Annotated in this window: 12 protein-coding genes; 6 read left to right on the top strand and 6 right to left on the bottom strand. The window is 67.2% G+C overall.

Features of this window, described 5'->3' with window-relative positions; all coding sequences use genetic code 11:
• The first annotated feature begins 34 nt into the window (after nucleotides 1–34).
• Together C8J26_RS14865 and C8J26_RS14860 are read left to right on the top strand one after the other, a co-directional pair.
• The gene (locus C8J26_RS14865; RefSeq protein ID WP_146168849.1) at nucleotides 35–805 is read left to right on the top strand and encodes a hypothetical protein; all 771 of its coding nucleotides are present in this window, start codon (nucleotides 35–37) and stop codon (nucleotides 803–805) included.
• Nucleotides 806–909: 104 nt separating this feature from the next.
• A complete protein-coding gene (locus tag C8J26_RS14860; protein WP_244185334.1) occupies nucleotides 910–1,896 on the top strand; it encodes a LacI family DNA-binding transcriptional regulator in 987 nt (328 codons plus the stop codon).
• Here the strand turns inward: C8J26_RS14860 and C8J26_RS14855 are convergent.
• The 3 genes from C8J26_RS14855 to C8J26_RS14845 all read right to left on the bottom strand — a co-directional run bounded on the left by C8J26_RS14855 (nucleotide 1,868) and on the right by C8J26_RS14845 (nucleotide 6,639).
• Nucleotides 1,868–3,013: an MFS transporter gene (locus C8J26_RS14855; protein WP_107959197.1), complete on the bottom strand. Its 1,146-nt coding sequence runs from the start codon at nucleotides 3,011–3,013 to the stop codon at nucleotides 1,868–1,870. The genes C8J26_RS14860 and C8J26_RS14855 overlap by 29 nt on opposite strands.
• Nucleotides 3,014–3,090: 77 nt before the next feature.
• Nucleotides 3,091–5,415 carry a TonB-dependent receptor gene (locus C8J26_RS14850; RefSeq protein WP_107959050.1) on the bottom strand — a complete coding sequence of 775 codons (2,325 nt, stop codon included), beginning with the start codon at nucleotides 5,413–5,415 and terminating at the stop codon, nucleotides 3,091–3,093.
• 99 nt (nucleotides 5,416–5,514) lie between these two features.
• Nucleotides 5,515–6,639 carry a Gfo/Idh/MocA family protein gene (locus C8J26_RS14845; protein ID WP_107959049.1) on the bottom strand — a complete coding sequence of 375 codons (1,125 nt, stop codon included), beginning with the start codon at nucleotides 6,637–6,639 and terminating at the stop codon, nucleotides 5,515–5,517.
• Between the two features lie 69 nt (nucleotides 6,640–6,708).
• On the opposite strand from C8J26_RS14845, the gene C8J26_RS14840 reads away from it, so the two are divergent.
• From C8J26_RS14840 to C8J26_RS14830, 3 genes are all read left to right on the top strand, one after another.
• On the top strand, nucleotides 6,709–7,539 hold the full coding sequence (locus tag C8J26_RS14840) for an aldo/keto reductase (protein WP_107959048.1): 831 nt from the start codon (nucleotides 6,709–6,711) through the stop codon (nucleotides 7,537–7,539).
• A gap of 28 nt (nucleotides 7,540–7,567) precedes the next feature.
• On the top strand, nucleotides 7,568–8,638 hold the full coding sequence (locus C8J26_RS14835; protein WP_107959047.1) for an LLM class flavin-dependent oxidoreductase: 1,071 nt from the start codon (nucleotides 7,568–7,570) through the stop codon (nucleotides 8,636–8,638).
• A gap of 72 nt (nucleotides 8,639–8,710) precedes the next feature.
• Nucleotides 8,711–9,271, top strand: a complete 561-nt coding sequence (locus C8J26_RS14830; RefSeq protein WP_107959046.1) for a YkgJ family cysteine cluster protein — start codon at nucleotides 8,711–8,713, stop codon at nucleotides 9,269–9,271.
• Nucleotides 9,272–9,281: 10 nt separating this feature from the next.
• Here C8J26_RS14830 and C8J26_RS14825 read toward each other — a convergent pair whose 3' ends face one another.
• From C8J26_RS14825 to madL, 3 genes are read right to left on the bottom strand one after another with little or no spacing between them, the layout of a single operon-like run.
• Nucleotides 9,282–9,980 (bottom strand): GntR family transcriptional regulator, encoded by a 699-nt coding sequence (locus C8J26_RS14825; protein ID WP_107959045.1) that lies wholly within the window; start codon nucleotides 9,978–9,980, stop codon nucleotides 9,282–9,284.
• A gap of 6 nt (nucleotides 9,981–9,986) precedes the next feature.
• On the bottom strand, nucleotides 9,987–10,751 hold the full coding sequence (madM, locus tag C8J26_RS14820) for a malonate transporter subunit MadM (protein WP_056022622.1): 765 nt from the start codon (nucleotides 10,749–10,751) through the stop codon (nucleotides 9,987–9,989).
• Nucleotides 10,752–10,761: 10 nt separating this feature from the next.
• Nucleotides 10,762–11,199, bottom strand: a complete 438-nt coding sequence (gene madL, locus C8J26_RS14815) for a malonate transporter subunit MadL (RefSeq protein ID WP_107959044.1) — start codon at nucleotides 11,197–11,199, stop codon at nucleotides 10,762–10,764.
• A gap of 165 nt (nucleotides 11,200–11,364) precedes the next feature.
• On the opposite strand from madL, the gene mdcA reads away from it, so the two are divergent.
• Nucleotides 11,365–13,011 carry a malonate decarboxylase subunit alpha gene (gene mdcA / locus C8J26_RS14810; RefSeq protein WP_107959043.1) on the top strand — a complete coding sequence of 549 codons (1,647 nt, stop codon included), beginning with the start codon at nucleotides 11,365–11,367 and terminating at the stop codon, nucleotides 13,009–13,011.
• The last annotated feature ends 2 nt before the right edge of the window (nucleotides 13,012–13,013 follow it).

Here is a 13,013-nt window from a genome sequence, read left to right as displayed (position 1 = left end):
GCGGCGCGCCTTGCAGGAATGCGTGCGTGTCGATTTGGCCGAGCGCGGGGTCGGCGCGGGCGAAAGCGGACGCTTTCTAGGGCGTTGCGCTGCTGATCGCGCCGAACGGAGCCCGATGATGTTCAAGAGTATGATCCTGGCCGCCGTCGCCTTGGCCTGGGCGCATCCCGCTTTTGCCGACATGACGGCGCATTACGTCATCGACGGCGACCAAAGCATCATGACGATGGAGATCGCCGCCAACGGCGATGTGCGCGCCCGGTTCGGCAGCGACGCGAGTTACTTCCTGACACGCGCCGGGCAAAGCTATTACGTCAAGGCAGGCCCTGACGGGCCGTTGGTGATGCGCCAGGAAGACATTGCCGCGGTCATGCTCGAGCAGCTCGCCGCCGAGCCTAATCCGCCGTCGCCGGATCCGCACGCCAAGGACGTCCGGCTCGTGGCGCGCGGCGCGGTCAGCATCAGGGGGCGGAAAGGCGTGGCCTATATGGTGAACGACAAGCATGCGCGGGGCCCTGACGATCCGCCCTTTCTCGTCGTGAGCGACGATCCGGCGCTGACGACGCTGGCGGTGGCGGTGCGAATGCAGTTCAGCGCGTCGCTCGGGCCGATCCGCATCCTGTACGGTGACGCTGGCGGATGGGACGACATGGTCGCGCTGTTCGCTCGGGGAGCGCCGCTGCTGTTTCTCGGCATGGAACTGGGCAGGATCGACCCGGCGCACCTGCCCGCGTCGCGGTTCGTCCTTCCTGCATCGCCGCTGTCGCGGGAGGCGGTCCGGCGCGATTTCACCGCGAGCCGCTAGCGCATCTGCGGTTGCCGATAGTCGCCGCTTTTCTTTGACGCGGTCGCGCAATGTCCCCATCGTGATGGTGGGGGAGGGACTGCGTGCGGCCAACGATCAACGACGTGTCTCGGCTTGCCGGCGTGTCCATCAAGACGGTGTCCCGCGTCCTCAACAATGAGGACCGCGTTTCGGATGCCACGCGCGCGCGGGTGACCGCGGCGTTCGCCACGCTGAAATATCGGCCGAACATGGCCGCACGGACGCTCGCCGGGCACCGCAGCTTCCAGATCGCGCTCGCGTGCGACAACCCCAGCCCCTATTATGTCTACGAGATGCAGTCGGGCATTCGCGATCGCTGTCTGCTCGACGGCGTACGGATGGTGGCACAGCCCTATGACCATGACTCCGACCGGTTGATCGACGATATCGAGAGCCTGATCGACGGATCGGGCGTCGACGGATTGATCCTCACGCCGCCCGCGACCGACTATCCCGAGGTGCTCGCGCTGATGGCGCGGCGAAAGGTGCGGTTCGTGCGCGTGTCGCCTGGCACCGATCTCGATCTGACCGCGTCGGTGTTCATCGACAATGTCGGTGCCGCGGCTGCGATGGTGCGGCATCTGCTGGCGCTCGGGCATCGGCGCATCGGGTTCATCACCGGGCATGCGAGCTATGCCACCAGCGCGCAGCGGCTGGCTGGATACCGGGCCGCGCTGGACGAGGCGGGCATCGCGTTCGATCCCCTCCTGGTGCGGCCCGGCGACTATGATTTCGCGTCGGGCGCCGCCGCGACGGAGGCGCTGCTGGCGCTGCGCCTGCCGCCCACCGCGATCTTCGCGTCGAATGACGACATGGCGGCGGGCGCGCTCAGCGTCGCGCACCGGCGCGGGCTGTCGGTGCCCGCCGCGCTGTCGATCGCGGGTTTCGGCGACGACGCGATCGCGCGCTATGTCTGGCCCGCGCTCACCACGATCCGCCAGCCGACGCGACTGCTCGGCTACACCGCGGCCGATCTCCTGCTCGCGCCGGAGTTCGTGGTGAAGCGGATCGACGTGCCGTTCGAGCTGATCCGCCGCGAGTCTACCGGGCCGGCTCGATCCGCGGGATGAGCAGCTGGACGACCCCCAGCGCCAGCAGATAGCTGACCGCGCAGATTGCCAGCATCGGCGCATAGCCGAACCCGTTGCCGAGCGACCAGGCGGACAGCTGGATCATCCCGATCGACCCCATATTGCCGCAGAACGCCGCGATCCCGATCGTCGACCCGACCGATCGCGCCGGCATCACGTCGGTGGTCAGCGCGAACACGTTGGTCGAGAACCCCTGATGCGCGAACAGCCCGAGACCCAGGACCAAAGCCGCGGTCCACGGGCTGTGCAGCGACAGGACGATCGGCACCGGCAGGATGAGCAGCGCATAGAGCAGCAGCGTCGACTTGCGCGCGCGATTGAGGCTCCAGCCGCGTGCCATCAACCGTGTCGGCAGCCAGCCACCCGTCAGCGCGCCACAGGCCGCCAGCGCGTAGACGAGCGCAACTGGCAGCCCCACTGCGCCCTGTTGCAGTCCGAACAGCCGGTGGAACAGGTCGGGCAGCCACGACAGCATGAAGAACCACACCTGGTCCGACAGCACCTTGGCAACCGCGATCGCGAGCGTCCGGCGATCGCGGAACAGGTCGATCCAGCGGATCGGTGCAGGCCCACCCGTCTCGGCGATCGCGGCGGGCATCCTGAACGCGAACCATGCGACGACCCAGACGATCCCGAGGCCGCCTGCGACCAGGAACGCCGCGCGCCAGCCGAATGCGAGCGCCAGCGCCGGGATGACGAGCGGCGTGATGACCGCACCGACATTGGGCGCGGTGTTGCCGATCCCCAGTGCGATCGACCGGTCCTTTGGCCCGAAATAGGTCGCCGCGGATTTGACCGCGGCGGGCGTGCCGATCGATTCCGCCGCGCCCAGCACGACGCGCGCGCCGATGAACCCCGTCACCCCGCTGACGAAGGCGTGCGCCATGCCGGCAAGGCTCCACACCAGCACACCCGCGGCAAAGCCGATCCGCAGGCCCACCCGGTCGATGAACCAGCCCGTCCCCAGGAACGCGATCGCGGCGGCGAACTGGAACGCCGACGCCATGTTGCCATAATCCTGATCGGACCAGGCGAACTCGGTCTCCAGTGTCGGCTTGAGCAGCGCGAGGATCTGCCGGTCGACATAGTTCAGCATGATCGCGAAGAAGACGAGTGCGACGACTCCCCAGCGCGCCCGCGAGTGCGCCGGGGAGGGGGCCTGCAGGTTTTCCGTCAAAAGTTCAGCCTTGCGGTGATGCCGGCGTAGCGATCGGCTTCGCGCGGGATGATGTAGCGATAGGCGCCGCCGGGTCCGCCGCTGACGATCGACGAGGCAAAGCTGGTGTCGAGCACGTTCTTCACCTGGAGGACGATCCTGAACGCATCCTTGGCATCGACGATGCCCGCGGAGAGATCGAGCAGGCCATACGCCTTGATCGTCGTCGCGGCGCGGATCGCGGCGCTCGCGTCGAACTGCGAGATCTGGCTGGACTGGTACGAGCTCTGCGCGCCCAGCGTGAAATCGACCGCGCCGCCGGTGCGAATCCGGTAGTCGGCGCCGAGCGATCCCTTCCACCGCGGCGCGTAGCCGAGCTGCGTACCCGCAGGCACGACGCCGGTGGTGACGCCGTTGGTCGGCACGCGGAACTGGTCGACATGCGCGTCGGTATAGGCCAGCCCGCCCGAAATGTTCAGGTCGCGGACCGGCCGCACGATCAGGTCGAGCTCACCGCCGCGCGTCGAGATGTCGCCCGCATTGGTGAAGCGCGTGACGAGCACGCCGGCGACCACGTCCGGGTTGTTCGCCTGGAAATTATGGTATTTCGCGTAATAGGCGGCGAGGTTCACGACCAGCTTGCCGCCGAACAGCGTGTTCTTCAGCCCGACCTCGTAGCTGTCCGCGGTCTCCGGATCGATCACGTTCGTGCCGGTCGCGCCCAGATTATAGAAGACGTTGAACGCAGGCCCCTTATACCCGCGCGAATAGGTCGCGTAGGCGGTCGATTCCCGGACCACGTCGAACTGCAGCCCGGCCTTGCCCGACCAGTTGGTGTTGGTGGTCTTGCCCGCGAACGGACCGAAGCTCGGGTTGATGCCGGGCCCCGCGAGCGTGGTGACCCGACTGTGGAAGACGTCGAGCTGGTCGGCGGTGTAGCGCACGCCGCCGATCGCGCGGAAGCGATCGGTCAGGTTGAACACGCCCTGCCCGAAAAAGGCGAGGTTCTTGAAGGTCGATCCGAACACCGCGGTCCCCGTCGGCCGGGTGACCGTCGTGCCCGCGGTCGAGCAGGGGGTGAGCACGGTCGGCGTCGGCGTCGCGGTGCAGACCACGTCGTCGCGGCGGAACGTCCGCTCGGTAAAGGCGCGCGAATAATAGGCGCCGACGACATAGCTGAAGAACTGGTTCGACGGCGACGCGACGCGGATTTCCTGCGTGAACGTGTTGCTGACCTGCGGCCCGAAATCGTGCAGCTGGTTGGCGCCGACATATGCGCGTGGCAGCCAGTCGCCGTCGCGGATCTCCGTGTTGTCGTATTCGCGGTACGAGCCGATATACGTCACGGTCTGCGTGCCGAGCGTCGCATCGGCCTGCAGCGAGACGCCCCAGCTCTTCTCGTCGGTGTGCGTGATCAGGTCCTGGTTGACGGTGCGCGACTTGTTGCCGTTGCGATCGGGCAGGACGCTGGCGGTGAGCCCCGTGGTCGGCGTGGTGCCGATGACCTCGGCGCAGCAATCATCGTTGCTCCGGCGATAGTCGCCGATCAGCGTGAAGGTGAGGTCGGGGGTGGCATCGGCGACGACCATGCCGCGGAATCCGTAATGTTCGTAGCCGTTCACGCGCCGGTTATCGTGCGCGATGTTGCGGATGTTGCCCGCATAATTGCCGTAGAAGCCGGTGAAGCGGCTCTTGACCGTGTCGCTCAGCGGAATGTCGAGCGCGGCGCGGGTGCGATATTCATTGCCGTTGCCGGTGTAGAACGCGCCCTCGACGAACCCGCCAAGGACGTCGCCGGGGCGCTTGGTGACGATGTTGATCACGCCCGCGCTGGTGTTCTTGCCGAACAGCGTGCCCTGTGGACCGCGCAGCACTTCGATCCGGTCGATGTCGATCAGGTCGCTGAACGCTTCGCCGGCACGGCTGTAGACGACGCCGTCGACGACGGTCGAGATCGACGGCTCGCCTGCCACCGAGAAGGTCGAGGTGCCGACACCGCGCAGGAACAGCGACTGATTGATCGTCGTGCCCGATTTGCGGAAATTGAGCGTGGGGACGAGATACTGCGCGCTCTCCAGGTTCACGCCGCCCTGCGCCGCGATCTGGTCGCCCGAGATCACCGACACCGCGACCGGCACGTCCTGGAGACGTTCGGTGCGTTTCTGCGCGGTCACGACGATCTCGCCGGGCACCGACCCGTCGGGGGCGGGGGCCGCGGCCTGATCGTTCCGGGCCGCGTCGCTCGCGGCCGGGTCGGTCCCGGACGGAACGACCTGCGCCCAGGTCGGTGTGTTCAGCCCAGCGGCGAGTGCCGCACCTGCCAGCAACCAACGGTTCTTCATGTCGCCCCCTCCTAAAATTCCTACTCGTCCGGTAGGCTATCGAATGTCTCGCGCTGTCATGCATGAGTTTGTCTTGGGTACCGCCAAGTGCGGCTTCATTCAAAACCCCAATTCGGCCATCTCCACCACGCGTTTGGTGCGCGCGCTGATCTCGGCGGCGGTGCCGATCGCCACCGCCATCAACCCGTCGCGCGCGGTGACCTCGACCGGTCCCTCGCCGCGCACCGCCGCGATGAACCGCTGATGCTGGTAGAAGGTGGATCCGTGATGGCTGCCCGCGTCAAGCGCGGTCTGGTCGACCGCGATCACCGATCGCTCGACCTGTTTCGGGTTGAGGAACCCGGTGCGCGGACTGAACACCAGTGCGCCTTCGGGGATCAGCACGTCGAGCCGGGCGGCGTCGCCGACCGCGGTGATCTCCTCCTGGTTCTCGGCGCCGTCCGCGAACATCGACAGGTCGAGCATCGCGCGGACGCCGTTGGCGAACTCAACGGTGGTATAGCTGTTGTCGATGATGTCGGGGCGCTCGCCGTCATAGCGTTCGTCGACATGGTTCACGTCCATCGCGCCCGAGCAATAGACGCGGACCGGCTCCGACCGGACGATCAGACGCATCAGATCGAAGAAATGGCAGCATTTCTCGACCATCGTGCCCCCGGTGTTGCGGCTGAAGCGGTTCCAGTCGCCGACCTTTGGCAGGAACGGGAAGCGGTGCTCGCGGATCGACAGCATCCGCAGCGCGCCGATCCGGCCGCCATGCACCTGCTCGATGAACGCCGCGGCGGGCGGCATGTAGCGATATTCCATCGCGGTCCAGAACGGGCGGGTCATCTGCGCGGCGCGGTCGACGACCCAGCGGGCATCCTCGAGCGTCGTCGCCAGCGGCTTTTCGCACAGGATCGCGATGTCCGCATCGAACAGTGGCTCGAGCACGTTGCGGTGCGTGTAATTGGGGCTCGCGACGATCACGGCATCGACCAGCCCGCTGCGCGCGAGCGCCGCCGCATCGGCGAATTCCTGCACGCCGTCGCCCCGCTTACCCAGTGCATCGCGCGCCCAGCCCAGCGACGTGGCCACCGGATCGGCGATCGCGGTGACCACCGCGCCGGGGGTGACCGCGAGGTTCTGGAGGTGCTCGACCCCCATCATGCCGGTACCGACCAGCCCATAACGTACTTGCTCGACCAAGCCTATTGCCCCTATTGAATGACAGCGATGTCGCATCTTGATCCTACACCCAAAGCCATTCCCCTCGGCAAGAGCGGAATCCTTGTCAGCCCGATAGCCTGGGGCATGTGGCGGTTCGCCGGAGCCGGCGTCGCCGATGGCCGACGCCTCATCGAAGCGGCGTTCGAGGCGGGCGTCACGCTGTTCGACACCGCCGATATCTACGGGTTCGATGGAACCGGCGGATTCGGCGATGCCGAAGTGCTGCTCGGTCGCATCTTCGCCGAGTCGCCGGACTTGCGGGCGCGGATGGTCCTGTCGACCAAGGGCGGCATCCTGCCACCGCTGCCCTATGATTCGAGCCCCGCCTATCTGGCGCAGGCGCTCGATGCGTCGCTGACCCGGCTCGGGGTCGACCAGGTCGATCTGTACCAGATCCACCGCCCCGACATCCTGACGCATCCGCAGGAGGCAGCGCGCGCGCTCGAGGATGCGGTGACCACCGGCAAGGTCCGCGCGGTCGGCGTGTCGAACTACACGCCCGCACAGGCTCAGGCGCTCGCGTCGTTCCTGACTATCCCGCTCGTCAGTCACCAGCCCGAATTCTCGCCGCTGCATCTCGAGCCGATCGAGAACGGCCTGTTCGATCAGGCGATGGAGCGCGATATGGCGGTACTCGCCTGGTCGCCGCTGGGCGGCGGTCGGATCGCCGTGCCCACCGACGACCGCAGCCGCGCCGTCGCCGAAGCGCTCGATGCCAAGGCCGCAGATACCGGCGCGAGCCGCGCCGCGGTCGCCTATAGCTGGATCATGGCGCATCCGGTGCGCGCGATCCCGATCGTCGGCACGCAGAACCCCGCGCGCATCGCCGAACTGGCGCAGGCCTTCACGATCCCGTGGACGCGACAGGAGTGGTACGACATCCTCGTCGCAGGCCGCGGCGAGCGACTGCCGTGAGTAACACCGCCGCGAAGGACACCGGCAAGTGACGCAAGCCTGTGAAGTCAGCTGGTTCTCGGCGCTGTGCGACGATGACTACGAGTTTCTCGGCGTCCCCGATCCCCGGCTGCACTCCACCTGGGAGCATTGCCGCGACATCGTCCTGCAGGCGGAAACCGGGGGATATGACAATATCCTGCTTCCCTCGGGCTATGCGCTGGGGCTGGACACCACCGCCTTCGCCGCCGCGATCGCGCCGATGCTCCGCCGGATGGCGTTGCTTATGGCGGTACGCGTCGGCGAGAGCTGGCCGCCGCAGCTGGCGCGCCAGATCGCGACGATCGACCGGATGCTCGGCGGGCGGCTCAACATCAACATCATCTCGTCGGACCTGCCCGGCGAGACACTCGCCTCGGGGCCGCGCTATGCGCGCACGGTCGAGTTGATGCGGATCCTCAAGACGCTGCTGAACGGCCAGCCGCTCGATCATGACGGCGAATTCTGGAAACTGAAGCTCGATCCGCCGCGGATCGGCACGCTGTCGGGCAAGGCGCCGTTGCTCTATTTCGGCGGACTCTCGCCCGACGCGCGCGAGGCGGCAGCGCAGGAATGCGACGTCTATCTGATGTGGCCGGACACGCGCGAGAAGGTCGCCGAGATCATCGCCGACATGACCGCGCGCGCGGCCCGCCACGGCCGCACGCTGCGGTTCGGCTACCGGGCGCACGTCATCGTGCGGGAGACCGAGGACGAGGCGCGGCTTTATGCCGACCGCCTCCTGTCGAAGCTCGATGCCGCGCAGGGGGCGGCGATCCGCGCCCAGTCGCTGGATTCGCGCTCGGCGGGCGTCGCGGCGCAGGCGGCGTTGCGCGAGGGTGCGTCGGCGGACGGCTATGCCGAGGACAATCTGTGGACGGGTATCGGGCGCGCGCGCTCGGGCTGCGGCGCGGCGATCGTTGGCGATCCCGACCAGGTGCTCGCCAAGCTCGCCATGTACCAGGAGATGGGTATCGAGGCGTTCATCCTGTCGGGCTACCCGCACGCCGCGGAAGCCGACCTGTTCGCGCGCCACGTCCTGCCGAACATGACGCACGCGCCGCTGTTCGACCGGGTCTGACACTCCCGGTGTAAGTGCCGGGAACGCCGGTGCTCTTGTCTTCCGGCGCAGGTCGGGGCAACGCCGACCGGGATGGATACCGAGACCGAGCTCGAAACCGTTCTGCTGGGGCCCGTCCTGCCGGACCGAGACTGCGGTGACTGTACCGCCTGCTGCACCGTCCTTACGGTCGACACGCCCGAGTTCAGGAAGCCCGCGGGTACGCCGTGCGTCCACCTTTCCGCGCGCGGCTGCGGTATCCATGCGGTCCGCCCGCGCATCTGCCGGACGTGGTTCTGTGTCTGGCGCCGGGTCGCCAGCATGCCCGATGCGGCGCGGCCCGACCGCTCGGGTCTGATCGTTTCAGTCAACTTCGTGAAGGCGCCGCAGAACATATTCGAGGGTGTCTCGATCAACGTCCGCGTCCTTCCGGGCAGCACCGCGATCGAGAATGGCATGGCGGCCACGATCCTCGACAGCGTGTGCGACGGGCTGGTGCCCGTGTGGTTCAGCGACGGATCGAAGAAGATGCTCATGCATCCCGACAACGACGTCGCGCGCCACGTGATCTCGGGCGACCGCGCGCCCGCGCACCTGCACGCGGAAGTCAGCGCCTGGCGCGAACGATACGGCCTCTTCAGCGCGAACCTCTAAGGGGGGCCGCTCAGCCCGGCGTCTTGGCCGGCTGGATATGCAGTGCGTCCTGATGCGCGATATAGCTGTCGAGCGCGCTTGCAGCGTTGAGCATGTGCGCGCGCATCCGGCGGGCGGCTTCGTCGCCGTCGCCCTCTGCGATCGCACGCATGACCGCGTCGTGTTCCGCGCGCGATGTGACGAGACGGCGGTCCTGGCGGAGCTGCATGCGGCGGAACGCATTGAGGCGGGTGCGGACCGCGATCGCCTGGTCGGCGAGGAAATCGTTGTGTGCGGCGCGGTAGATCGCCTCGTGGAATTCGCGGTTGAGCGCATCATACGCATCGACGTCGCCCGCCGCCACCGCGGCCTCGCTCGCCTCGTGGATGCGGAGGAGGCGGCTGCGCTCGAGCGGGGTGATGCGGTAGGTGGCGAGCCGGACGCAGACCGCCTCGATCTCCGCCATCGCCTCGAACATGTCCATCACCTCCTCGGCGGTGACATGGCGGACGATGACGCCGCGGCGCGGGCGGACCTCGACCATGCCGCTGGTCGCCAGTTGGCGCAGCGCCTCGCGGACCGGGGTGCGCGAGGCGCCGTAGCGATCCGCGAGCTGCTGTTCGTCGAGCGTGGTGCCCGGCGCCAGCTCGCCCGACGAGATCGCATCGGTCAGCGCGTTGCGGATCCGGTCGGACAGCAGCCCCGTGTCTTCGGTGTCTATATCCGCCACGTGCCCTCAGCCCCCCACGATCGCGCGGACGATCAGGTAGAGGATCGACGGCGCCACCAGGCAGCCTAGGCCGGTATGGAAGGTCGCGGTCAAGGCGCCATAGGGGACGAGGCGACGATCGGTCGCGGCAAGCCCGCCCGATACGCCGCTGACCGTGCCCATCAGCCCGCCGAACACCATCGCGCTGCGCGGGTTGTTGAGTCCGATGAGTCCGGCGACCAACGGCGTGCCGACCATCACCATCACCGCCTTGAACACACCTGTCGCGATCGACAGCGCGATCACCGGTGAACTGGCACCGATTGCCGCGCCCGTGACCGGCCCGACGATATAAGTGACCGCGCCCGCGCCGATCGTCGTCATCGACACCGCATCGGTATAGCCGAACGACGCCGCGACCAGCGCGCCGACGATGAACGGCAGGATCGTGCCGAGCAGCAGCGCGACGACGCCGATCAGCCCCGCCTTCTTGGCCTGTTCGACATCGACCTCGCACGCGGTCGCGACGATCGCGAAGTCGCGCAGCATCGCGCCGCCCATCAGCCCGATCCCCGCGAGCATCGGCAGGTCGGCGAGCCCCTTGTGCCCGCCGGTCGCGATGCCGCCCCAGAAGGCGAGCGCGAGCCCGATCAGGATCGCGATCGCCGAGCCATGGACGCGGCCCATTGTCAGCTTGGCGGACAGGATGTTCGACAGCCACATGACGATGCCGACGACCGCGAACGCGGTGAGGAGGGCATTGGCGGTCAGCACCTTGGTGATCATTTCCATGACAATCGCCTCAGTGCGTCGTTACGGGGGAGGGGGCGCGGGCTGCGTCGAGCGCCTCGCGGGCTTCGCGTGCCTCGATCTCGTCCATCGTCTCGGGCGTGCCCGACAGCCGGCTGATGAGCGCCACCGCGCTGAAGCACAGCAGCAGCGCGCCGACGCCCGCGATCAGCACGATCGGACCGCCCTCGACCGCGGCGACGACGTCCTGCTGCGCCGCCATCGCGACGACGATCGGGATATACAGCGCGCCCCAGAAGCCGATCCCGCGCGACACACCCTCATTGTAGCGGCCGCGGGTCTTGAGCCACATCCGCGCGGCGATCAGCAGGATCATCGCGATGCCGACCCCGCCGACATTGGCCTTCACGCCGAGCAGCACGCCAAGGCCTTCGCCGAGCAATTGCCCTATCAACGTACAGATGGCGAGCAGCGCGACTCCGGCGATCATGCGCCGCGTCCCGCGTCTGTGGCGGCAACGGGTAGGGACTCGCTCATGGCATATCCTCTCACTGTATTCGATCTATCGTCTTATACGTCTTTAAGTATGCACAGGGTTGCGTTTGGGGCAATAGGGAATACAAGACGCGTAGAATAAGCGTCAGGAGGCGATGCGGTGCGGCAATGGAATACGCGCAAGCAGATGCGCGAGGAGCGGATCGCGGCCGGTCGGGGCTTTGCCACCGGCAAGCTGGTCGATCCCGAAACGCTCGTCGACTTTCTCGAAGCGGTGCTCAGGCCCGGTGACCGGGTCTGTCTCGAGGGCGACAACCAGAAACAGGCGGACGTTCTGGCCAAGGGGCTCGCCGCGATGGACCCGGCGCGTATCCACGATCTGCACATGGTGCAGTCGGGCGTCGTGCTGCCCGAGCATCTCGACGTGTTCGACAGCGGGATCGCTAAGCGGCTCGATTTCTCCTATTCCGGCCCGCAATCGGCGCGGATCGCCAAGATGCTGTTCGGCGGCAAGATCGAGCTTGGTGCGATCCACACCTATCTCGAACTGTTCGCGCGCTATTTCGTCGACCTAACGCCGCAGGTCGCGCTGATCGCCGCGGTCAGCGCGGATCGACACGGTAACCTGTATACCGGTCCCAATACCGAGGACACGCCGACCGTGGTCGAGGCGACGAGCTTCGGCAGCGGCCTGGTCATCGCGCAGGTCGGCGAAATCGTCGATACGCTGCCGCGCGTCGACATCCCCGGCGACCAGGTCCATTTCGTGCTCGACGTAGGGCGACCCTTCTATGTGGAGCCGCTGTTCACGCGTGATCCCGCGGCGATGACCGAAACGCAGATCCTGACCGCGATGATGGCGATCAAGGGACTGTATCAGCCCTACGGCGTGCGCCGGCTGAACCACGGCATCGGCTTCAACACCGCGGCGATCGAACTGCTGCTGCCGACCTATGGCGAGAAGCTCGGGCTGAAGGGCAAGATCTGCACGCACTGGGCGCTCAACCCGCACCCGACGTTGATCCCCGCGATCGAGGCGGGGTGGGTCGAGCAGGTCCATTGCTTCGGCTCCGAAGTCGGCATGGAGGATTATCTCGCCGCGCGGCCCGACATTTTCTTCACCGGCCCCGACGGCTCGCTGCGCTCGAACCGCGCGTTCAGCCAGACCGCCGGGCTGTATGCGTGCGACATGTTCATCGGATCGACGCTGCAGATCGATCTTGCCGGGCACAGCTCGACGATCACCGCGAACCGCATCGCGGGCTTTGGCGGCGCGCCCAACATGGGCTCGGACGCGCGCGGCCGGCGCCACCCGAGTGCACCGTGGTTGCAGGCCGGCGCGGAGGCAGATCCCGACACCGCGACGCCGCTGCGCCGCGGCCGCAAACTCGTGGTGCAGATCGGCGAGACGTTCGGCGAGGGCAACGCGCCGCTGTTCGTCGAGAAGCTGGGGGCGCTCGAACTCGCGGAAAAGCTCGATCTCGATCTCGCGCCGATCATGGTCTACGCCGACGATACGACGCACATCGTGACCGAGGAGGGCATCGCCAACCTGCTGCTGTGCCGCAACGCGGACGAGCGCGAACAGGCGATCCGCGGCGTCGCGGGCTTTACCGAGATCGGCCGCGGCCGCGACAAGGCGATGGTCGAGCGACTGCGCGAGCGGAAAATCATCCAGCGGCCCGAGGATCTCGGCATCGATCCGCTCGACGCGAACCGGAACATGCTGGCCGCGCGTTCGATCAAGGATCTCATGCTCGCGTCTGGCGGGCTCTACCGGCCGCCGAGCCGGTTCCGGAACTGGTAGGA

This window comes from Sphingomonas aurantiaca, assembly GCF_003050705.1.
GTDB classification, from domain to species: Bacteria; Pseudomonadota; Alphaproteobacteria; order Sphingomonadales; family Sphingomonadaceae; genus Sphingomonas; species Sphingomonas aurantiaca.
The sequence above is the reverse complement of the archived record's forward strand: the minus strand, read 5'-3'. Positions and strand labels throughout refer to the sequence as shown.

What these genes read in the sequence shown, in the direction of transcription:
- C8J26_RS14855 (WP_107959197.1), bottom strand. Translation starts at nt 3,013, where the DNA reads ATGCTGAACTATGTCGACCGGCAGATCCTCGCGCTGCTCAAGCCGACA.
- C8J26_RS14850 (WP_107959050.1), bottom strand. Translation starts at nt 5,415, where the DNA reads ATGAAGAACCGTTGGTTGCTGGCAGGTGCGGCACTCGCCGCTGGGCTG.
- C8J26_RS14845 (WP_107959049.1), bottom strand. Translation starts at nt 6,639, where the DNA reads ATGCGACATCGCTGTCATTCAATAGGGGCAATAGGCTTGGTCGAGCAA.
- C8J26_RS14840 (WP_107959048.1), top strand. Translation starts at nt 6,709, where the DNA reads ATGTGGCGGTTCGCCGGAGCCGGCGTCGCCGATGGCCGACGCCTCATC.
- C8J26_RS14830 (WP_107959046.1), top strand. Translation starts at nt 8,711, where the DNA reads ATGGATACCGAGACCGAGCTCGAAACCGTTCTGCTGGGGCCCGTCCTG.
- madM (WP_056022622.1), bottom strand. Translation starts at nt 10,751, where the DNA reads ATGGAAATGATCACCAAGGTGCTGACCGCCAATGCCCTCCTCACCGCG.
- madL (WP_107959044.1), bottom strand. Translation starts at nt 11,199, where the DNA reads ATGATCGCCGGAGTCGCGCTGCTCGCCATCTGTACGTTGATAGGGCAA.